This window comes from bacterium (assembly GCA_030647555.1).
In the GTDB taxonomy this organism is placed as follows: domain Bacteria; phylum Patescibacteriota; class Andersenbacteria; order UBA10190; family CAIZMI01; genus CAIZMI01.
The window spans coordinates 1-23001 of sequence record JAUSJG010000030.1 but is presented as its reverse complement, the minus strand read 5'-3'; the positions used below and the strand labels follow the sequence as shown (position 1 = coordinate 23001).

The 23001-nt window shown below is 45.1% G+C and carries 20 protein-coding genes; 17 read left to right on the top strand and 3 right to left on the bottom strand.

What is annotated here, in order from left to right; genetic code table 11:
- Positions 1-67 precede the first annotated feature (67 nt).
- Positions 68-2281, top strand: a complete 2214-nt coding sequence (locus Q7S57_06270; protein ID MDO8512848.1) for a UvrD-helicase domain-containing protein — start codon at positions 68-70, stop codon at positions 2279-2281.
- A gap of 388 nt (positions 2282-2669) precedes the next feature.
- A complete protein-coding gene (locus Q7S57_06265) occupies positions 2670-3602 on the top strand; it encodes an RlpA-like double-psi beta-barrel domain-containing protein (protein ID MDO8512847.1) in 933 nt (310 codons plus the stop codon).
- Between the two features lie 44 nt (positions 3603-3646).
- Here the strand turns inward: Q7S57_06265 and Q7S57_06260 are convergent, their stop codons facing one another.
- Positions 3647-3829: a hypothetical protein gene (locus Q7S57_06260; protein MDO8512846.1), complete on the bottom strand. Its 183-nt coding sequence runs from the start codon at positions 3827-3829 to the stop codon at positions 3647-3649.
- 120 nt (positions 3830-3949) lie between these two features.
- Between Q7S57_06260 and rsmA the strand changes: the two genes are divergently transcribed.
- The 4 genes from rsmA (at position 3950) to Q7S57_06240 (ending at position 7634) form a co-directional block, all read left to right on the top strand.
- Positions 3950-4864: a 16S rRNA (adenine(1518)-N(6)/adenine(1519)-N(6))-dimethyltransferase RsmA gene (rsmA, locus tag Q7S57_06255; GenBank protein MDO8512845.1), complete on the top strand. Its 915-nt coding sequence runs from the start codon at positions 3950-3952 to the stop codon at positions 4862-4864.
- Positions 4865-4932: 68 nt separating this feature from the next.
- Entirely contained in the window at positions 4933-5235 is a 303-nt protein-coding gene (locus tag Q7S57_06250) for a hypothetical protein (GenBank protein MDO8512844.1), read from the top strand.
- 33 nt (positions 5236-5268) lie between these two features.
- Entirely contained in the window at positions 5269-6348 is a 1080-nt protein-coding gene (locus Q7S57_06245) for a hypothetical protein (protein MDO8512843.1), read from the top strand.
- 92 nt (positions 6349-6440) lie between these two features.
- Positions 6441-7634, top strand: a complete 1194-nt coding sequence (locus Q7S57_06240) for a hypothetical protein (protein ID MDO8512842.1) — start codon at positions 6441-6443, stop codon at positions 7632-7634.
- A gap of 259 nt (positions 7635-7893) precedes the next feature.
- Here the strand turns inward: Q7S57_06240 and Q7S57_06235 are convergent, their stop codons facing one another.
- Complete coding sequence (locus tag Q7S57_06235; protein MDO8512841.1) at positions 7894-8268, bottom strand: hypothetical protein; 375 nt, start codon at positions 8266-8268, stop codon at positions 7894-7896.
- A 120-nt stretch (positions 8269-8388) separates the two neighbouring features.
- On the opposite strand from Q7S57_06235, the gene Q7S57_06230 reads away from it, so the two are divergent.
- Positions 8389-9504 carry a hypothetical protein gene (locus Q7S57_06230; protein MDO8512840.1) on the top strand — a complete coding sequence of 372 codons (1116 nt, stop codon included), beginning with the start codon at positions 8389-8391 and terminating at the stop codon, positions 9502-9504.
- A gap of 300 nt (positions 9505-9804) precedes the next feature.
- Here the strand turns inward: Q7S57_06230 and Q7S57_06225 are convergent, their stop codons facing one another.
- Positions 9805-11013: a hypothetical protein gene (locus Q7S57_06225; protein ID MDO8512839.1), complete on the bottom strand. Its 1209-nt coding sequence runs from the start codon at positions 11011-11013 to the stop codon at positions 9805-9807.
- 338 nt (positions 11014-11351) lie between these two features.
- Here Q7S57_06225 and Q7S57_06220 point away from each other — a divergent pair, with 338 nt between their 5' ends.
- The 10 genes from Q7S57_06220 to Q7S57_06175 all read left to right on the top strand — a co-directional run bounded on the left by Q7S57_06220 (position 11352) and on the right by Q7S57_06175 (position 22545).
- Positions 11352-11936, top strand: coding sequence for a hypothetical protein (locus tag Q7S57_06220; protein ID MDO8512838.1), 585 nt, complete (start codon positions 11352-11354; stop codon positions 11934-11936).
- A gap of 1 nt (position 11937) precedes the next feature.
- A complete protein-coding gene (locus Q7S57_06215; protein ID MDO8512837.1) occupies positions 11938-13515 on the top strand; it encodes a Kazal-type serine protease inhibitor domain-containing protein in 1578 nt (525 codons plus the stop codon).
- Between the two features lie 10 nt (positions 13516-13525).
- Entirely contained in the window at positions 13526-14272 is a 747-nt protein-coding gene (locus Q7S57_06210; protein MDO8512836.1) for a hypothetical protein, read from the top strand.
- 4 nt (positions 14273-14276) lie between these two features.
- A complete protein-coding gene (locus Q7S57_06205; GenBank protein MDO8512835.1) occupies positions 14277-16118 on the top strand; it encodes a hypothetical protein in 1842 nt (613 codons plus the stop codon).
- Positions 16115-17842 (top strand): Kazal-type serine protease inhibitor, encoded by a 1728-nt coding sequence (locus Q7S57_06200; protein MDO8512834.1) that lies wholly within the window; start codon positions 16115-16117, stop codon positions 17840-17842. Before Q7S57_06205 ends, Q7S57_06200 begins: the two co-directional genes overlap by 4 nt.
- A 14-nt stretch (positions 17843-17856) precedes the next feature.
- The gene (locus Q7S57_06195) at positions 17857-18666 is read left to right on the top strand and encodes a hypothetical protein (protein ID MDO8512833.1); all 810 of its coding nucleotides are present in this window, start codon (positions 17857-17859) and stop codon (positions 18664-18666) included.
- Between the two features lie 128 nt (positions 18667-18794).
- Positions 18795-19667 carry a hypothetical protein gene (locus tag Q7S57_06190; protein MDO8512832.1) on the top strand — a complete coding sequence of 291 codons (873 nt, stop codon included), beginning with the start codon at positions 18795-18797 and terminating at the stop codon, positions 19665-19667.
- Positions 19668-19827: 160 nt separating this feature from the next.
- A complete protein-coding gene (locus tag Q7S57_06185; GenBank protein ID MDO8512831.1) occupies positions 19828-20601 on the top strand; it encodes a hypothetical protein in 774 nt (257 codons plus the stop codon).
- Between the two features lie 208 nt (positions 20602-20809).
- The gene (locus tag Q7S57_06180; protein ID MDO8512830.1) at positions 20810-21370 is read left to right on the top strand and encodes a hypothetical protein; all 561 of its coding nucleotides are present in this window, start codon (positions 20810-20812) and stop codon (positions 21368-21370) included.
- Positions 21371-21561: 191 nt separating this feature from the next.
- A complete protein-coding gene (locus Q7S57_06175; protein MDO8512829.1) occupies positions 21562-22545 on the top strand; it encodes a hypothetical protein in 984 nt (327 codons plus the stop codon).
- Positions 22546-23001: the final 456 nt, after the last annotated feature.

Sequence of the window (23001 nt, the reverse complement as noted above, 5' to 3'; positions counted from 1 at the left end):
GGATTTTGTTGGTCATTGGGGTTTGGAGTTTGGGATTTTTGGCGGTCCCCGTGCTACAATCACCCACATGTCGTCCCAAAAAAAAGCTCCGGAAATTCACTCCTCGATTGCACTCGGAGTAAACAAAAAAAATGATTTACTTGATTCCCTTAATCCCAACCAACGCGAAGCCGTCATCACCACCAATGGACCGGTTTTGATTATCGCGGGAGCAGGATCCGGCAAAACAAAAACACTCACGCACCGTATCGCCTATCTTATTAAAGATAAAAACGTCTCGGCGGAAAATATTCTTTCCTTAACCTTCACCAATAAAGCCGCGCGCGAAATGCGTGAGCGGATTGTGAAACTAATCGGCCGCAAAGCGGAAGTGCCTACTATGGGCACTTTCCACAGCTTCTGCGCCCGTTTTTTGCGTAAAGAAGGCAGTCTGGTTGGTTTGCCACCACAATTCACCATTTACGATACTGATGAATCGCGCTCAATAATGAAATCTGCTATCGTTGACGCTAGTCTTTCTCCCAAAGACGTCAACCCGGCATCTATCTTAAGTAAAATCGCCAAATACAAAGACGATATGCACGACTACACCTACGCCGAAACATCGGCCGGCGATGTGTGGGAACGACGTGTTGCCAAACTTTGGCGCGCTTATGAAGACCGCTTGAAGGAACTAAACGCGATTGATTTTGACGGCCTCTTGCACACCACCGTGCAAATTTTAAAAAACCACGAAGATGTTAGAGCAAAATATGAAAAACAATTTCAGTATATTTCTGTTGATGAATACCAGGACACCAGCAACTGCCAATTTCAAATGCTAAAGTTACTTACCGGCACCACCAACAATGTCTGCGCAGTAGGAGACGACGCCCAATCTATCTATGGTTGGCGCGGTGCCAAGATCGAAAACATCCGCAATTTTCCGGACCATTTTGAAGGATGTAAAGTGATCACCCTCGATCAAAACTATCGCTCAACACAAGCAATCCTGCTCTCGGCCAACCAAGTTATTTCCAAAAGTGCCGAAGGTTTTAAAAAGGATTTGTGGACGCAAAACCCGGCCGGCAAAGCCCCATTTCTAATTCGCGCCATCGATGAAAAAGATGAAGGGCGTCGCATCCTCCGCCAGTTCCAAAAATTATTCGGCACGCTCCAGTATCGGCCGTCCGACGCGGCTATTTTGTATCGCACCAACGCCCAATCACGCGCCTTGGAAGAAGCTTGTCTACACACCGGCACACCATATGAAATCATTGGCGGATTAACTTTTTATGAACGCAAAGAAGTCCGCGATATCATCGCTTACCTCCGTTTTATTTTGAACCCTAACGACGAATTGGCTTTTCGGCGCATGGCGAACGTGCCAACACGTGGGGTAGGAGATCGTTCAGTGGAAATTCTGCTCCAGCAAGCCCGCCAAAACGGGGGTACACCATTAGATGCGGTAAATCGTGCCGGCATCCCTGAAGCCCGTCGTGGAAGCCTAGATCAATTAGCCGTTATCATCGATGAGTTAAGAAGCAAAATAGAAAATACCCGACCGGTAATTATTTTTGATGAACTGCTTCGCAAGATTCAGTTTAAGAATTATTTGCGCGAGGAAAGTGAGAGAACCCACGGCCGTTCCGACCTTGGCGACAACAAATTTGAAAACGTCATGGAATTAGCCACGGTCGCCAATCGTCACGACAATCTTGCTGAATTTATTGAAGAGTTGGCGCTTATTTCCGACGCGGAAAAATCTTCTTCCAAAGACGAAAACCGTCAGCGCATTAAGATGATGACCATCCACGCCGCCAAAGGTTTGGAGTTTCCAATCGTCGCGGTGGCCGGCATGGAGGAAGGATTACTACCACACCAAAATTCGCTGGAAATGGATTCGCAACTGGAAGAAGAACGTCGTCTTTGTTATGTGGCCATCACCCGCGCCCGTGAGGAACTTTTTCTATCTTATGCCCGCACCCGCACCATCTACGGCAAAATGGTGGAAACCAACCCGTCCCGTTTCTTGGACGACATCAAAGACTACCGTGGCGACACGGAAGACGCGCCACTTGCTAACGGCATTATCGGCAGTTCATTCATGGACGAAGCGCGCGAGTTTGCCGAAGAAGAACTGGCCTACGCCCCCGGTGAGCGTGTGCGCCACGAAACATTTGGCGAAGGTATAATCGAAAAAATCCAAGGCACAATCTTGTTTATCAAGTTCAAAGTCGGTACAAAAATGTTGGATGGAACGGTAGCGCCGCTGGAGAAGTGTGTAGAAAGTAGTGTGTAGTTTCCTATATACTTCTTCTAAAATCGCATCCTTTACTATACCAAGATTTGTATATTGTATTTGGTATATAGTATATGAACCTACAAACAATATATTTCACCTGAATCTCAAATGAAATTAAATAGCATATTCGTCCGCTGTAGGGGCAATTCATGCCTGCCGGCCATAGCTTTAGCGACGGCTGGAATTGCCCAAAATTATTACCGAAACATACGATAATTGCATCTGGACATTAAAACAGAATACGGAAAATAATTCCATATACTATATACCAAATACAATATACAACCATAAGATTGCTTCGGCGCTGAAGCGCCTCGCAAAGACATCACTCTTAAACGCTAACCCCTCGCGTTCAATTCCTCATCTGCTATAGTACTATCTATCAATGCCAAAACACGATAAACAACTATTGCCCCTGATGCTCGCCGGCATCTTCTGCTTTGCGTCCTTCTTGCACGCTCAAGAGCCACCCAAACCTTCCTATATCCAACCTCTATATCTTAACGACGACGATGTTTGGCTCACTTTGCCCAGAAGCGGGTCTACCGTCGCCGACACCCTCAACACCGCCAATATCAAGTGGGGCGGAAGCGACTGGCTCATTCCTCCTGCCAACACGCCAATCCAATCGGTAAATAATGTTTATATTTCGCGCCAGCGTACCATTCACATTATTGTTGGCAAAGAAAAGGCAACCAATATTACAACCTACAAAACAAATGTCACGGACGTTTTGCAAAAAGCCAAGATTGCTTTGAGTGAAATTGACTTAGTGCAACCTGGTCGTTCCGTCTTTCTTAAAAATGATGACACGATAAAAATCACTCGTGTTAACGAAGTAACAAAAACCGAAGAAGAGGAAACCAAACAAACCGAAAAATGGCGCGACGATCCCAAAGTATTATTAGGTGAAGAAAAAATAATCGATGAAGGGCAACCCAAAATTACTTTGATCACATATAAAATACGCAGTGAAAACGGCGTCGAAGTTTTAAAAAAAGTCGTAAAGAAAGAAGTAAAACAAGAAGCAAAACCGAAAATTACTGTTCATGGCACAAAAGTAGTCGTCATCAGTACAGAAATCGGTCGCGCCTCCTGGTACGCCTTCCACCCCAAAACGACCGCCCATAAGACGTTACCATTCGGTACAAAACTGCGCGTTATCAATACGGAAACAGGCGCATCAACAATCGTGCGCGTAGCTGATCGAGGTCCATACGTGGCCGGCCGTATCGTGGACTTGAGTACGGACGCCTTCGCGGCCATCGCCCCACTGTGGCAGGGAACGGTACCGGTAAGAGTAGAACAACTGCTGTAATAAAAAAGCAGACATAGGTCTGCAGTGGTGGGTCGCCCCGAAAATCAAAAGATGATGCTCAGGGTAAAATATGCCAATCCATAAGCCATAATTGAACCCGACACGAACGGCAACCAATCATGCCAGACCAACGATCGGCCGGCTCGACGCACTTTCGACCAATACAAGCATCCGTAAGCCAAGCCAAGAATCAGCCCAATCACAATGCTAGCAATTTCGATCTTCATTTGGGTTCTCCGCCCTTTGTTGGCCTCTTGTTCCAAAGTTCAAACCGCATTAAATATGATTGTAATTGTCGATTTGTCAAGCATCGCTTATTCAGTTAATAATTACGGTCATAAAGCACTATGGACGAATTACTCAGCCAAACAGGCCTAGAAGAATACCTAAAACACCACGGTCTTCCTCTCCTGGAACGTTTTGGGCAGAATTTTTTAATTGACCATAACGTATTAGATGAAATTGTTTCCGCCGCAAATCCTGATCCAAAAGTGCCGATTATAGAAATCGGTGCGGGCCTTGGAGTACTCACGCTTGCCATCGCTGATGCGATGGCCAAGGGTACAGGGGACAGTGAACATGGTACAGGACGGATATTTGCGATTGAACTTGATAGACGGATAGCTCCACTCTTGAAACATCGAACAAAAAAGATTCCAAGCATAAAAGTAATCGAAGGCGACATCTTGAACCTCTATCCTGAACTAATTTTTTTCACTCAGTCCGAATCCGACAAGCCTGTCCCCTCTACCCTGACCCCTGTACCCTTCGACGTAATCGGCAATATTCCCTACAACATCACGTCCAAATTAATTCGCCATATCCTCGGTTGGAAACTGCGCCCGCGCTCAATTACTTTCTTGATGGACTCCGCCGTTGCCGAACGCATTACCGCCAAACCGGACAAAATGAGTGTGCTCGCCATTTCCGTCCACGTCTTTGCCGAACCGAAAATTGTCGGGCCGGTAGTTTTACCAACCGCATTCGTTCCGCAACCAAAAGTAAAATCCTCCATTTTAAGAATGGAAACGAGAAAAGAACCATTAGTCCCCGAAGAATTACAAAAAGAATTTTTTTCGTTAGTAAAAGGTGGCTTTGCCCAAAAAAGAAAAACACTTCAAAACTCCTTGCACGCCCTCTGGCATTGCAGTGGGGAAGAAGCGGCCAAGATATTAAAAAAAGCGGATATAGAACCCTCCCGCCGCGCGCAAACCCTCTCAATAGAAGAGTGGCTACAAATTTTGGCCGTTAAAAACAATTAGTGTTTAGCCTTATGGCGCTTACCGCTTATTTGTGATATTTTTTAGATAAGACTTGTCAACAAATTTATATGAATCTCAATCGTACATCTGGTTTAGCTTTCGGTTTCGGAATTGGAATCGTTATCGCGATTACTATTTTTGGTATTTCTTGGATTACAAAAAGAAGTAGCGATACTCTAAAGACGCAGGCTTTTCAACCTACCGCAAACACACAAACCCAAACAGTTCCAACGCAACCACCACCGGCCGTTGTATCTTCTGCTCCGCAAACTAATCAAGACACCCTGGTGAATCGAATGGCGCCACAAACAGACAAAGTAGTTGAAGATATCCAATCCAGTTTACAAGAACTCTACGGACCGAAAAATTAAAAAACATTTAATAAATAGTAAACAAAACAAACAATGTCGAAACGCAACCTCATCATTATCGCCATAGTATTTGCCCTACTGGTATTTGGCATTGTCGGATACTTTTTATTTGGCAAAAAAACAGGCGTTGGTCCTTCACCGGAACCAACGGCGACCCCAACCGAAAGCCCGATATTCACCGCCACTCCAACACCGGACGGACCGCTTGTTGCCGCTATTTGTCCCACGCAATGGATTGGTCAAACCGACACAGACAATGATGGTCTACCTGATACCGTGGAAGCAATCTACAAAACCGATACCAATAACCCTGATACAGACGGAGATAGTTATAAAGATGGCGAAGAAGTGAAGAATGGTTATGACCCACTAAAGCCAGGTAGCGCGAGACTGGATAGTGATAATGACGGTTTAACCGATGATCAAGAATGTAAATGGGAGACAGACGCGTTTAAGGCAGACTCGGACGGAGATAGCTTTAATGACGGCGCGGAAGTAATAAACGGTTATGATCCGCTAATTCCAGGGAACGCCCGCATTGGAGGTACATCACCCACCCCAATACCGGGTTTCTCACCATCGCCGGAACCAACAGGTATAGTTTTTGGCACACCCACCCCAACCACATCCACACTTCCAACCGCCACGCCAAGAGCCACCGTCGCGCCAACTTTTCCTCCGGTTAATTTCGTAAAAGTTGCCCGTACCGAACTAAATATTAGCAAAAACAGCACACCGGCTAACGTAAAAACATATTTAGCTACAGTTGATCAGAGCAGTCCGGCTGTTTTAATCGGTGGTACGCCTTTTACCGACGCATTAGTAGCCGCTTTTAACGGAGATGGCTCAAAACTTCAACCAGTCTTGGCACAATTAAACACATACGAAAAAGATATTCTCAAAATTTCCACTCCCGAGAACGCGATTAATCATCAAATTTTATTGGTTTCTTTAGCGCGTTCCGTAAACCAACAACTCGGAATTATCGCCTCTGTGGCAGGAAAAGACCCGCAAAAACAATTACAAGCCGCGACCGGCTTACAAAAAATTCTTTCCGATAACTTAAACGCGCTTAAAATTGAAAGACAAAAATTAGACGCGTTAGCGAAATAGTTGTTGAAATCATCAATCAACACTCCAAATCTGTGCCGTTGCAACAACTAAATTATTTTTTGTGCTATACTTTTTGTAAACCAAAATAATAAATGCAAAACAGAATTCTCTATATTGTTCTCGGGGTAGCACTGCTCATCGTTGCCAGTGTCGGTATTTTCCAATTAGTAAGAAATAAGGACACAACTACAAACCAACCACCAACCGACTCGAGTTCACCAACACCATCCGAAGCACCGCTTTTTGGTGACGGAAACAATAACGGCTCCGATCCGCTTTTTAACGGCACCCCCGACCCAAACGCAATTTCAAACGGAAGCACCCTGACAGTCAATTCAAAAAGTGCTTGCCCCACACAATGGGTTGGCCAAACCGACACCGACAATGATGGTTTACCGGATACCGTGGAAACAATTTACAAAACTGATAACAACAATCCTGATACGGACGGAGACAGTTATAAAGACGGCGACGAAGTGAAGAACGGCTATAATCCTCTAACGCCTGGCAATGCCCGCCTGGATAGTGATGATGACGGTTTAACCGATGATCAAGAATGTAAATGGGAGACAGACGCGTTTAATCCGGATACGGACGGGGATAATTATAAAGATGGCGTAGAAGTTACAAATGGCTATGATCCCGCCAAAACGGGAGACGGAAAAGGCAGCGACGCGTTACCCGAAAAAAAAGCCCAACTGTCCGATGCCGCCATGCGCCCCAACACAAATTCCTCCAACTACACCGAGGGTTTGGCCGGCCTGATGCTTGGCAACACGCCCACAAACCAAATCGGGCAAGTTAAAGTAACCCCGGAACAAGTCCAACAAACACTGGCCAATGCGCAATTAAACACCACCCTACCGGAAGCAAAAGTATCGGAATTAAATATTATTCAAACCAACACCCCCGCCGATATAAATGATTACTTAACGAAAATAGATGCAATGCGACCAACCGAACTTCTCGACTCAAACACCCTAACAACCGCGTTAATGAATGCGTTCTATGGCAATACACAACAACTGGCTTCTATCCGAGGCAACCTAACAACCTACGAAGGAAAATTATTAGCCATTCCCACTCCCGCAACTGCCGTACCGCACCAAACTTTATTAGTCCAAATAACAAGGTTTCTAAACGACCGCCTGGGAGTAATTCAGACTTATGGAAAAACAGATCCGGTAAAAGCGTACTTGGCGGCACGTGAACTGCAGGCCGGATTAAACACAAATATCACAAAACTAAAAACCATTCGCGACAACCTCGCTTCCTTTGTGCAATAAAAGAATCACACACAATAGTGGATCATTTCGGGTAGGCGTAGCGAGTCCTCCCTTTATTTAAAGGGAGGCGGGGAGGGATTGTGAATATAAGCACAATCTTAGCTTCTTATCTTAATCCACCCTCGCCCTTTGCTCATCACAGTAACATCACCGAGGCGTGTGCAACTTTAAACAAAGGAGGGTAACGACGACGTCTTCTTCTCTAACTTGGTGGCAATTCTGTCTGTTTTGGCAATAAAAAATACCGCCAGCAGTGCAACTAGCGGTTTTGGTCGACGGACTCTTTGAGCGTATCCAGGAAACGCAACTCGTCTCGCAAGATTTGCTCGTTCACGGCCACCCAACCGGAGGCTATTTTTCCATCCTCTGCCTTTATGCCAATAAGTCGCCAACGGAACTCACCATGGTCATACCGTTGGAGCAAGATTAGGCCAGGCACACGGGGATGAGAAATCATCACTGTTTCCTCATCATACCGAGTAAGCTTAGCCTCCTTCGGCAGACGGAAAGTGATCATTTCGCCGTCCACGGAACGAACAACGGACATGCCCAGGGCCACCCGCATTTCGTTTTGTCCCGAAATGGGCGCCAGGCCGTTTGTCCCCAACACGGTCGCCATTAAAAGAATGAACATGCCTATCTCCCTTTATATTATTTTGTAGAACAAGAAACACCAAAATTATATATTTAATTATGTTTTTTGTCAAGTTTGTGACAAAGTAATAAATATGTTGTAACCTTTATTTATACACACATGAAACAATTAAAAAAACATTCAATAATTTTAGGGACGTTGATACTATGCGCGATGGGTGCGCTAGGTTTAAATTTTAGTATAATAAAGGCTCAATCAAACCCCGTGGCTGCGGGACAGACGTCATTTATTTCTCAAAACTTAAAACCAATAACACTTAATACGTTTAATTCAAGTAACACCGCAGGTGAAACAGTAAAATTATTTGAGACCAGCTCTGGAAAATTATCAAGGTTAACTAAAACTACTTTCGATCCTGATACGGGAGAGGCTTATACAAAAGCAGCTACAAAATACTTAGGTAGCGATCAACAAGTCGATTTTATCGCGAGAAAAAAAATACAAGATGCCGCGGAAGCAGCATCAAAAAAGGGTGGCGATTTACTAAGCAGTCTTTTTGGCAAAAAACCGACAAATGACGGTTGTGCCTTGGTAACACCCGGCCAAACGCCGGAATATGGCAATATGTGGGGCGAAGAAGGAGTCGCTAAAGATCCGGGTGGCAAGGATGCTTTTGGAAACGAAGCGCTAAAGGGGATGGAATCCCCAACAAATAAGGAATTGCGCGAGAAACATCTTGGTTATCGTGATGATGATGCCCTCAAGATCGCCAAAACAGCAAGCGCTGACCCCATAATTCAAAATGAACTTTCATTAAAAGAGGGAAGATCTAATGCCGACTGGGCGGGATGGAAAGGCGAAACACCTTTGCCTGGAGAAAATGAAGCAAAAGAACACATGAGCTCTCCCAAGGGAGGATATAAAACAAAAGGTGGATCAAAAATGTATCCCACAAAAAAAGCTGGCGTTGGAGCCTACGTAAAAGGACAAGTTTACGACACTGCTGATGGTAAAAAAGCTAAAGTGACAGCTGATTGTTCGTTCGTAGAGGCAACACAAGAAGATTTCGATAATCTGCAAAAAAGTGCCGCCGATGCCGCGCAGAAATTTGAGCCACCCGCAGTACCACCACCGGCCGTACCGCCATCATCATCTTCGCTTCTTAAGCCGGTAACGAATATGATGAGTAATTTAACCCCATTCCCATTCAATATGTTTGAATCATTAGCTGGTAACATTGGGATTCAAACGTGGCAACTATTTGGTGGCGTTTAACAGTCCACACGCAATAGTGGGTATGAAATAATTAACGCGTTTCGCGTCTTTGCGCCCCCCCCATAGCCTCGGCGAGGGGGGACCATTGACCATCCGTGAGGATGGGCAAGAGTGAATTATTCGAACCGCTTCGCCCGTTCACGGAACGGAGCAACCTTGCTCCGTTCCGTGAACGGTACGCTGGTCAACAAAAAACTCCACAACGTTACGGAGTTACTCAAAAAATCAAACCAGACGCCGGAGACTACTGTAGATCGACGAGAATCGGCTAACAAGTCACAATGTCTTGGACTTATTTCCTCACTGAACAATTACTGTCCGCGCCGTCTTATCGCTAGACAGACCGTACAGTGAAATGTTTTCCAATAGTTTTGTAATAGACTGAAAAATACTTTCCAGAAATGACGTAGGAATACCGGCGTTCATTGCCTGACCGATAACGTCTACCTTATTTGCCATAGGAACAAAGGCGGGAGTTGGTTGCGCGCTTGCCTGCGGTTGCGTCTGCGGTTGCGTGTTGGCATTGTTATTTTGTCCGCCTTTGGCCGCACTCAAAGCCTGCTGTAAAGCCGACATTATTTTACTCAATCCATCTTCTCCACCGCCCCCTCCGCCACCACCTTGTCCTTGTGGTGAACCTGATCCGTTTGGTGGCTGAGGGTTTTGCAACTTTTTTGCCTCGTCTTTTGATAATTCCGTCAATGAACAATCATCATTAACTTTCGTATCCGGCGTTTGACCGTCTTGCAAAGTTTTGACACTGCTAATGACACTGCCTTCATTCACCACAATTGGCCGAATTTCCTGACTGGAACCGTTATCCGGTATATATGAAACCTTGGAAGTGTCTTTGTTTTGCGCAATGGTTGGCAAAACTATTGTTACCGACCTTTTGCCGACCGCCTTCCGCACAATTTCTTCATTGGATAATCCTTTGTAATACTCGCTTGCCTCATTCAACCGCGTCTGAATATCCGGATAGAGCTGGCTTTTGTCCCATGTTGATTTTGTTCTTATTCCACCCAGACCTTTATTCCACATATCCACACCTTGAGTACGATAAAAAAAGTTAGTGGCGCTTTCATAGTAGTAGGTCGGCAGCCCATGTACATCCGAAGCAGAATACAAAATATTATCCGGCCTAGCGGAAATATCATAAAAATCAATCGGCACAGGATTCGGGATAGGTCTGTAATATGATAACGGCTCTTCGTCCATGAAAGACGCCACATTCGGTTGCCCATACATTTTGTCGTCATCACCGCCATCTTGCATTCCCTTGCTCACAAATCCGCACGCCTCGGTATTAGGGGTTGGCTTTTTATCTTCGCTGTTCATGGCCGGCAGTTTCGGCAAGGAAGGCGCATCAGCCGGTTTATCAGAAGATTTCGATGTTGGACTAACGACCGGATTCGGATTTAAACACTTCCCATTGGAGCAACCACCAACCGCTTGCGCGATCAGTGGCAACAGAAATACAAAAAAAAGCAAAAGTTTTAGTGTTTTCATTTTTCTTTCCTTAATTATAGACGTTAATTACAAAAAATAATACTGCCCATTAAAAAGATCCGACGGGGATTCTTTCACAACAAACGAAAAAACGTGTAACTCCTCACTCGCATGAAAGTAATTCGAAAAAACGCAGTCTTTGCGAGGCGTTTCAACGCCGAAGCAATCTCCCGCGATAAACAAAAAAGCACTGAGATTGCTTCGCCCTTGAAAGGGCTCGCAAAGACGAACTTTCAAACCTATAAGCAGTTCAAAAATATCGTTTGTGCAACACTGCAATTCATGCTATACTAATTAATGTTAGGTGGATAAAAATAACTAAAACACTAAATACAAAAATGCAGAAAATATTTCGTAGCCTTCATACTAAGTTTGGGACTCCCTTTAAGTTGGGTGTTTTATTTGTTCTAATCATCATCGGCCTGCAATTTATTTCGCCGGTAGCATTTATCATCACGCCAAACGCCCAAGCGCAAGACAGTGGCATGATTATGATCATCGCCCTCCTGATGCAAATGATGATGCAACTTTTTCAGAGTAGTAATACACCGCAAAAAGGTAACGTGGAGGAACAACTGCCACGCTATGCCACGGTGCAACCAACCAATTCACCCACCACTCCTAAAACAACTCTCTGCGATCAAACATTTTTCTTAGCAGGCACCGGAAAAGATTTGACATTAAAACCGGATTCATTAAAAGTCGCCCAAAACGACTGTCTAAACTTAATCAATGGCTCGAGTAGCGATAAAACAATGCGTATTTACAAAGACGACGCCAAAACAGCCACCGAACAGGTTGTCAAAAAAGAAGATATGTTTATCTTCCGCTTCGTAAATAGTGGGATATTTAAATTCTGTGTCAAAGGCACCGGTTCCGTCGCAGACTTCTGTGGCACAACCGTAACCGTAGGAGGCAATTAATATGAAAATATCACTTAAAACTTTATTGCAATCGTGTTTGGTAATTGCCGTTTTGTGTATTACCGGCTATGCCTTAAAAAATTCGGTTAATGCCGCGCCAGGTTGTGGCCCCCAAGGTTGCCCTCCAAACGGTGGCGCCAATACAGTTAACTCCGTTCTCTACGTAGGAACTTTCGATGTTACAACTGGAAAATCATGGTGTCCATCGTGTGACGCCACTCTCGAAGCTTTAGGTAAAGGTATCTTGGCAGACGGACTTTCTCCTAAACAAATAGCAGAGCAACTCCGTGGTGCCAGTCTCGATGTTAAAGAAGTCGACAAAAAAGATCTTGGGAAAAACGGTATCCCAGAAACATTAAAACCACCGACCAGCGAAGTTATGAAGGCCCTAAGGGACAACCTACAAAAGAAATTAGATAAAGGTGTCAAATGTAGTCTTGTCCCACCTGGCCAATCTAAAGTTAACGGCGACATGTGGGGCCAAAGTGGCGTAGCTTTAGTCAAAGATGCGGATGAATTTCCGGAATTTGCGCAATACAACCCAGCAGGTCCAACTCTTGCTGAAAATCCATTTTGTCGAGTCGATGATTCTTGTGCAAAAGATATTGATGGGATTGATGTGCCGGTAAAAAGAATGAGCCAGCTGAATTGGTGGTACCTTAAAGACAATCCCCCAAAACGGTCTCTGGGAGTTACATCAGAAGACGACTATAATTCCTTAACCGAGAAAGGAAAACTCCACCACGACAAACTTGGAGGCGGTGGAGTAACAATTGGCAACAAATCGAACGAAAAACAACTACAGGAAAAACTGCCGGAAGGATTTAAGCCACCATATATTCCAAAATCAAAAAGTGAGCACACGAAATATGCGCTTACATTCCCAGGAGAAAGCAAGGCTAATCCAGACACCCGTAATGGGTACAAACCAGACAACGGTTCTGAAATGCGCATGACACCGGGCGCGTATCCGTTGAGATTTACTGACAGTGCTGATAATCCAAGCCCCACCGCGGCAAAGAAGTCAACCAACGACACAAAAGTTACCGACGATTGCAAGTTCTTGAGAGCAACCGCGGAAGACCTTAGAAATCAGGGCGCCAACAACCCGGGTGGCTGGCCAAACCTCCAAGGTGGTGAGGGTGGCGGTGGCGGAGGACCAGGCGGAGGAGGTGGTGGTGGCCTCGACAAAATTTTGCCGGAACTTATGAAAGCCCTGCAAGGACTAGGTAAAGGCAACCAAAACCCAACAACATCCCCATCCCCGACTCCAAGCGCTTTCGCTTGCCCCCCGGATGCACAAGCAGTGTGTGGAGCCGATGCGATTACATACGCGAATCGCTGTGTGGCTGAATACAAAAACCAAATCGCCATTAAACACATCGGTGAATGTACTGAAGCAGACCAAACCACCGCAACTTTAGACAGCAACAGCAAAGTAGCCACCACTCTTCTGCAACAATTAAGCACCAGCGGACTACCCACACAACTAATCACAGACATCGCGCAGGTTGTCGCAAAATTAATCGGCAGTTTCCTAAGCGGTACGTCGGTTTTGACGGAAACAGTTGTTAAATAATTTCAAATACATGAAAACACTCACACTCAACTCACTCCGAAAAAAATCTGTCGTTGCAATCATCTTTGTACTTTTATTTATTCAATCAGGGGTCGCGTTTCCCATAGAATCCGCCCTGGCACAATCGGGCGGATGTGGTTCCGGTGGATGTGGCGGAGGATCAAGCGCTGCGGCCGGCGGTCTAGGATCACTGCTTAGCGGTGGTGGCGGTGGAATGATGAAAATTATGCTCTCCCTACTACCAATGCTTATGCAACTGTTTCAGGGTGGCGGTAGTACGCCCCAACAAGGCAACGTTGACGAAAAACTTCCGCAATACGGTACCGTTGGCCCGCAGGGAAGTGGCAGTCAAAATGGTAGCGGTAGTCAAAACGGCAATTACAACGATCCATATGCTTATGGTGGCAACGGAACAACGTGGAATCCCTACGCCACGCCAACACCATCAGCGGGGCCAACATTGTGCGGTCAAACCTTATTCTTGGCGGGCGATGCGGAAGCATTAGTGATTAAACCGACCACTGTTAGTATTGCAAAAGGCAATTGTGTCAATTTAATCAACGGCACCGGTAGTAACCGAGTAATGCATGTTTATAAAAACAACGTAAAAACCACCACTAACGAGCAGACAGTCAATAAAGAGGGAACAATAATTTTCCGCTTCCCAAATGCCGGCTCCTATAACTTTTGCGTACAAAACGCCTCAACTAGCGCGACAGAGGAGATCTGCGGAACAACAGTAACAGTTGGAAACTAAAAATATGTCGGGTACAAAAATTACCCCAAAAAGAATCGCTCTTTTTGTATTATTAGCAGTTGTTGCATTGTTTGGCAAAGCTTCTTTGGCGGCAAATGGTGATTCCTGCACCCTTCTTGGTGGGTGTACGACAAAAGTCCCGGGATTGTGGATATCCCCTCCTGCGTGGATTCAAAGCAACATTCAAAAAGATGAGTCACGCAAGTTTCTTTCGGCTGTCGGACGTGAATTTTATGGCTCCGGCGTCTTAACTGATCCCGACCGCCTAGGCCAAAGTCTACTAGAAGAAATGGCAAAGGCAGGACGACTAAAATTAGTAGAAAACAAAGAACTATCGACAGGTAATGAATGGTATTATTTTGGGGAAAATACGAAGAATTTACCGGGTGGGAAAGAATCCTTGGGAACTGGAAAGCCGGGAGAAGATCTTGCTAACGAAAGGCTAGGCACAACAGCAGAATCAGCTCCTAGTTCGCCGTGGTCAGACCTACTAGGATTATCACTTAATGATCAAAAGGATTCAGCAAAAATTCTGGAAAAATTAAGACCACTTATTGCAGATTACAAAAAAAGCCTAGAGGCAAATTTATTATCCCTCCCCACGTCACCGTCATTGCTAACCCAACAATGCGTTCACCCCAAACTTGGTGAATATGCAGATGATGACCACCCCATGTATCGTGACAACCTCGTCGCACCAAGAAACGAAGGAAATATTAATGATCCCAGAGATATCCTAGGAAAAGAAGCTAAAAAATATGAAAATGTAATAAATAATATGTTACGCCTAAAAAATTCCGGCCACTACAGCCAAGTGTCTAACAATGAAACCATAGCCCATAAAGGCCAACGTCTACCAAATCCAAACGAAACTAACGTTGATTTTTTTCAGCAAAGGGTCAAGCCAGGTCAGACCGCGCTCTGGACCACAGGAGGAAAAACAGAAATTCCCAAAGATTATTGGCGAAGAGCCAGTGAAATGCTCATGAACAATGGTCCTTACTCTGTTTCGAGTGGCGGACCGATGGTTCAACCTGGTATTTATACGATTGGACACTACGAATGTGATAAAGATGGAAAGTTTGTGGAAGTTGTTGATGTTAAAGATGGCAAATCTTGCAAATTTGATGCGCTAGAAAACCAAACAAAAGCCAAAGAAGACGCAAAAAAGAAACAAGTTGGTACGACATGTATGCCGGGTGGTAATTCAAGTTTTCCTGGAAGTGGAGCGCAACCCAACCAAACTAATCCTGTTTTGCCTAATAATGGCCAAAATTCTCCAGGCAACAACAACCCAGGAGCCCCCATACCACCGCCCCAAACCATTCCACCTCCAGGCCAACCCAACACCCCTCCGGGTAGTCCCAACCTCGGCGGTGGTGGCAACAATGGCGGAGGTAACAACGGTGGCGGTAATAACGGCGGGGGACAAGATGGTGGCCTCGGTGATGTGGTGAACAAACTGATGCAGGCCCTGAAAGGTCTCGGCCAAGGTGGTCAACAAAACCAACAGCCCCAGCAAACTTCAAACCCCTACAACGACCCAAATTTCGCTTGCCAACAAGACACCCAAAAAGTTTGTGGCGCTGACTATAAAACATATGCCAACAGTTGTATGGCAAACCGTTACCAAACTTCTGTCAAACATCTTGGCGTTTGCACCGACGCGGAAAAACTAATGGTTTCCAACAAAACCACCGGCGACGCGCTTCAAGAATTAGTAGCGCAATTAAGCTCAAGTGGCATTCCTACACAACTTATACAAGACTTGGTTAGTATCATTTCCAAGAGTGCGACCAGCTTATTCACGGGCGGTTCTTCCATCACGGAAAGCGTGGTTAAATGAAAATCATTATTAAAAACAATCTGATTAAAAGCATCGCGATATTTGCCGTCTTTGCTTTATTAATTTCGTTATCGTTTACTCCCACAACATACGCGGTGGGTCCCATCACCAGTCTTGTTGTCTTGGTTAATCACACAAATGACGGCTTAATTGCCGGTCTTGATAAACAACAATATGGCTACATGGCAAACTTTCCAGGTGTGCAGTTTGTGAGGGTTGATGTTTCCAACGTAAGAGATAGAGAAGAAGGCCTTCGAATGATTAATGCTGCCGTTGCCCCATACGCGGAAGCCGCCGCGGCCACTCTTGTTTTTGCCGGCCATGGTGTTACAAATGGCCTCGGTACTGATTCAATTTTTTCCAAAGCCGACCAAGTATGGATGGCGTCCCAAGTTTTGGAACAAAACCAATTGGTTGGCACGACAATTCTGGATTCGTGTGGGTCAGGAACCGTTTTTTGCTTATACAATGTTGAGTCAATTATGGGTGGCGGGCTTTACAACGGCGCCGTCTTAAGCTCTTCTGCCGCCTATCAACTTGGCTATGCCCCGGATATGGGAAACCGCATCACAAATGCCGTAAGTAACGGTGGCGCGGACAAGGATGGAGATGGTGTAATCACTGTCGGAGAACTTATAGATTACTTGAAAGCAAATGGAAAATATAATAATAAAGCCGAATTGATTTTGAACCATGATACACCTATGTTTTTTCGCGATGAAAAAGCCAAAGATGAATGGATAAAAAAGAATCGCGGTTATTGTGGCGTAGTAACACCGGGCCAATCCACCGGCTATCAAAACCCAGGGATGCTTGGCAACACAGGGGTTTACCCCCGTGGAGAACAAAATAAAGCAGATGATAACCACAAAATCGAAGAATCCGACATTAACAAAAAATTACGCGACGCGCGAATGCATTTTTTGCGTAAGGTTGATACGACAGACGCAATAAAAGATCCCACCTACGGAAAAACGCAGAAAGCGACCGCGGATGCTGGTTCAAGCTATGACCTCATGGTTGAAAACCAAAAAATGAAACCCGAAGAAAAGGAAAAAATAACTTGGCTCAACGACACAGGCAAAATAGACGGCATGATCACGGAAGCACAGGCCCAGGAATCTTTGGCCAGTGGTGTCGCGGGACGACACGCGTACACGGTAAACGGAAAAAAAGTCCAACCTTTTATTTATCTAAAAAGGTCCATTGTTATGGACCTGGATAATAAGCCGATAATTATTACACCGGATTGTCAATTTAAATCACCTGACCCAAATCGCGGTAAACCAAACAACCAAGGCGCGAACAACGATGGTAATAATGGCGGAGGAAACAACGGTGGTGGTAACAACGGGCAGGGCGGTAACCAGCAGGGGAATCAAAATAATCCTTCCCCCAGCCCTACACCCAACCCAACACCGAGTCCGGCAGTAGCCACGTGCCCGAATACTTATGCGCCGGTATGTGATATCAATAGCCAAACCCAACCCAACGCCTGCGTCGCCCAAACACAAAAACGTGTTCAAATCGCCTATAATGGCGCCTGCGTCAAAAAAACCGAAGACCCCACTTCCTCTCCCGATGTCACGGTTTTAGTAAAAATTATCCAACAACTTTTTCAAAGCGGTATGCCACAAAATGTCATCGAAAGTGTTGTTAAAATAATTGCTCCCCTGATTACAAATTTCTTTTCAAGCCAGACCAACACAACTGTGGTAAATTAAGAACGTCACAAACAATGCATAAGAATCTTTTTGCACTTTTCCTCATCATTATTGGTACGATAGTTTTTGCGCGCCCCGGTTTAACAGCAAATCCACCGCCCACCGGCCCAATTAACGTGGAACGCGATTTATCAAACCCGTCAATTCGGGAAGGAATCGGTCGAGAAAACGCGGGGTACAAACAGGATGTAGACCCCGCACTTGGCCTGCTACCGGCCACGTATTCGTGGTACAGCGAAATCTCCGGTGGATTAGGCAGTCTTTTTAAATTCAGCAATCCAAAGTGGCTGGGAATTAAATCCGGTAGCACCAACTCCATTACCGGTCAAAAAACCGCGATCCAACAATTTTTCGAAGGGATTAAAAAAATCGGCGGGAAAAACGTAACCGACCAAGCACAACTCGGCGAGGTTTGCGGTAAAAAGCCCGGAGACGCGTATTGGGTTGCTTATTGGCGCCCGGGAAACATCGAATACGCTCAACAATATCAGACGTGGCATAACCAATTTGATTGTTATTGTCGATGTGGCGAACAGATCGATTGTCCAATCCCGGACTACGTTGGCTACGATTTATGGAGTGTTATCGGCGGAGGTCCATCAACGCAAAAAGTTGCTTGCGAAGTTTGTTTCGGTCAAGACGCCCACATTCGTAAACATGATTACTATGTCGGCAAAGATACCACGGACGCTGATTTTTCCGGCTACCCCGTTTCCGATCCCTCCAATGACGGTTATCAAGAGTGTCTCCGCCAGAGTGTAGAAAGCTATGCCGCTTCCGGACCGGGCGGGTCGCCCAATGATCCAACGCTTTTTGGATTTTAACCCCGTACCACATATAAATTTGACTAAACACTACACAAAACTATCGACAAAAATAAATGGAACTAGCAAAATTAAATCAGACACTATATAATACCTTTAACCAAATTAATTAATACAAACACATAACCATGACAACAGCTAAATACTCCACGTTTACAGAACAAGTATCGAGTGCATTCCGTTTATTACGGTTACACAAAGTTACGGCGATTAAATTAGCACTTCTCCCGCTTGTCCCTTTTGCTTTTACGTTACCCTACCTAATCGACCTCGCCAATTACGACCAATATAATTTAACTCCTTCATTGCGAGGGGTGACATTGGTTTTCTTTGTTGTCGCGCTTATTGCCTCCGTTACTTTCCTAATTCTCTGTGAAATTGTAAAAGTCGGCCTTTATGCCATTTTTTCCACCACTAAAGCAATTGGCGCTCGCAAGGCACTTCAAATTGGTACTCAACGTTTTCCCGCCTTCTTGTTCACCGAAATTATTTTGGCGGTTTTTGTCTTCGTCTCCCTTGTTCCGGTCTTAATTCTAAACTATTGGTCTGGCGTTTTGGGTACACAAATGCTTGCGCAATTTATGCCCTTGGCAGTCGCCGAACTTCTTGTTCTGATCACTGCAATTATCTTTTTAATACCGGTTTTCGTAATTGGTGTTTGGCTTTCTTTTGCTCAACTCATTGCCTCAATCGACAATAAGTCAGGACTAACTGCTCTTACACATAGCGTCACACTAATTCGTCCAAATTTTAAGCCGATTGCCTTACGCCTGGTTGGATGGACCATTTTCGTCGTTGTTGCCTCATATATTGTCCAACCATTACCGCTTGCGTATTGGCTGGTTCCCGCCATTCTTATGCTTCTCGGAGTAGCCTTCTTAGTTGTGTTGTATCAAGAGACAATTGGTCAACGAACCACCGGATTGTCAGAAAAAAGCGACAAAATTGGTGTTTCAAGGCGTATTTCCACTACTTCACAGCGTAAGCCAATTTCGGTCTAATTGGGCACAAAAGGGGTACTAAACACGGGCCGTACCCGTGTTTTTTGTCATTCTATACTGACATTCTAATAATATAATACTTGACTTAAATTATTATTAGTATTATAATACCGATAGTTTAAGTTAAGTCTGACCTTCAAAATCGAATAGGAGAGAAATCATGTTTGGGAAAATCGCGTTGGTTTTGGTCGTTTTGTTTGGTTTCGTCAACTCGACCACGGTGGCACAACAGGCGGCTCCGTATGAGCTGACCGGCATCGTGTTTTACAACGGAAAGCCGTCGTCGACCGGCTTTCTTTGTGGCAGTGGCCGAACGATAATCACGGCCGCCCATTGCTTGTACAAGCCGGCCGAGGGGTTAACCAGTATGAACCCGACCGTTCATTTCGCTCCGGGAGCCACAATGGACAGTTCGGGGCGACGTCTCGTAATGCCCCACGGGAAAATCCGGGTCATTGCCACAGCATTTGATCCCGATTACCGCTCTAAGTACGCCAGCGCATCCGGCGGTGAAGAAGTGTGGGAAAGAGTTAGCCGTGACTGGGTCGTCTGCACATTGGAGAGAGACCCTGGGCTCGGATTCTTCGACTTCGGTCCTTTGGAAGAGGACGAAAATGTCATCCCTTCCCCGTACGGTACCGAAACCTGGTACTGCGGATACCCTACCAAAGAGCAGGGACGCGAGTATCAGGCAAGTGTAAAAGTTAAGAACGGTCCAGGAAAACGCCTTTGGACTTACGGTGAGAAGTTCGAAGACATGAAGGGGTTGTCCGGCGGACCCTTCTTCCGTTATTCACGGGCCACTAGTCGATGGACAGCCGTCGGCATCAACCTGTTTTACGGGAATGACGATGGTATTTGGTGGCACGTGCGCATCACGGAGGATTGCGCCAAGAACCTTGGGCAACACGCCCAATTAGCCACCAGAAATTGAAGCTCTTTTGAGACAACACTGAGACAACGCGCACCTAACCCTAGGTGCGCGATTTTTTATTTTGCTTTGCCGTTTGCAAAGCAAAATAACCCCGCGTAGCTCCGCGTCCCACGAAGCTTTAGCGTAGTGGGATTAGCGAAGTGAGGTGATTTGACGGGGTGTTCACTTATATGATTCATCGGCAAAATAATGCTATTCTTACTAAGAAATGCGTTATCTTTTGGCAATAGTAGTTTTGGTTATAATCTTTTTTCCTTTTGCGTCGCACGGTGCCACGCCTTCCGATGAATTCTGGAATCCTTTTCGCAACGACACAACAAATTTTACCCAAGAAATTACCGACATCATTCACAATCTATTGGCTGTGATTGGTACATTTGCCGGACAGGTTGTTAGCAAGGTGCGGATACCAGCACCGCAGACCCAATCAGCTTACAAAAATACTCAAGCGGCGAACTATGGTGTAAAGTCCGGTGGATACAATTTGAATAATATCAGTTTAAAAAGTTTGGTCGGCGCAATACCGCAACCCGCCCCAAAAATTACGGACACGGAAGAAGAGGGCAAGCCCTGTGGCGGGGGATCCGGCGACCCCTTTTGGGCGAAGGATTGTTCTTGTCACTGCTCCACGGGCGCCAAGAAAGACACGGAATACGAAGCCACCGGTTATTGTCCCGACGACACAAATCGTCGGTGCGAAGATTGCCGCGATATCACGCGTCACGATAACAGCTATACTAAGGTGACGGAATGCCTGCAGGACTTCTGATGACTTAAGAAAATTGTGATGTATATTAAAAATATCCGAACAATTAAAACATAAAATTTTCAATGTTCAATTCCCAATTTTCAATTAATTATCAATGTCTAAATTATCAATTATTACGCGATTGTTTGAAAATTGAAGTTTGATCATTAATTGATAATTGGCCATTGAAAATTGATAATTTTACAAATTATATGAACAAACCAACTCCATTCGACAACCTTCGCAGTATTATTCTCCCCTTCATCGGAACCATCTTTGTGCTGGGGATTTTCTGGTTCGGCTATCAAACCATTTTCGGGCCCAAAAAGGCAAAAACAACCAATTTTATGGCCCAAAGCAACATTACCTCACCCAGTTCGACGCCCGACTCTTTTACTAACAACATTGTTGTACCATCCGCGGAAGTCGATTCCGACAACGACGGCCTTTCCGACGCGATGGAGGCGCTTTACAAGACCGACCCCAATAATCCCGATACCGATGGTGATGGTTACAAAGACGGCGATGAAGTGGCAAACGGCTACGACCCGTTAATCAAGTCACCAAACGATAAAATTGATCGTCTTGCAACAAGGCTGGGAACCACCGCGTTAACCCCACTTTCAACCTCACCTCTGCCATCTCCCTCGCTCACACAATTATTCGTAAACAAAACAGGGATCACCCCCACCGACCAAAATATCCAAGCCAACGAGGCGCAAATCAATCAATTCATCAACGAAACCAACGCCCGCGGTATTTTGCCAATCATTTTGGATAGCGATATCAAAATTATTACCGCAACGGGAAAAACAGCGATTGTAAAATACCTCGACACTCTTTCGCTCAAGACAAACGCTAAACTAAAAGCCGTCACACCGGAAGAAATCACTACGGCCTTTACTACGCTGACAAGCAAAAAAGATTCCGCCCCACTTGATAAAATTATTGCCAATTTGAAAAACAACACGCAAATCTTCCGCGATGTTTCCGTGCCAAAAGAAGTGGCGGAACTGCACAAAAAATATCTTTCCGCTGTAGTAGCCTTACAAACCAACACAGAAACCCTCAAAAACTACCAAACCGACTATGTTTCCGTATTAGTAGCCGCCTCGCGTATAGAGGGATTAAGAGCGGTATTCGCAGAGGTAGGAACGGAGATCAAGGTGCTGGAGACAAAGTACGGAATCAAATAGGACATTCTGGAGACGAATTTCTAATTTCTAATGCATAATTTCTATTAAATTATCAATTTTCAATTTCTAAACAACGACGCCGTTTGAAAATTGAATAATTAAAAATTTAATGAAAATTAGAAATTGAAAATTGAAAATTTGAACCAAAAACCCCCATGGATAGGGGGATCAGTCTAGGCCTTGCGACCACCAACCCGAAAGGGAAGTATTCGGCTGTTTCTTTAGTATGTATTGTATACATTCTATGTGGGTTATCAAAGCAAGTCCCAAATAATGAAAAAGCCCTCACATAGGACGGAACCTGCGCAAGGGCTTTTTCTTATTGATACTGAAGTAACTATACTCTGTTAGATTGAATTATCAACAACAGGTGGCATCCGGGTAACCGCTCACAGATCGAGGCTATTCTGATTAAGACAAAGAGTAAATCAAGTATCATAGATTAGTTAATCAGGG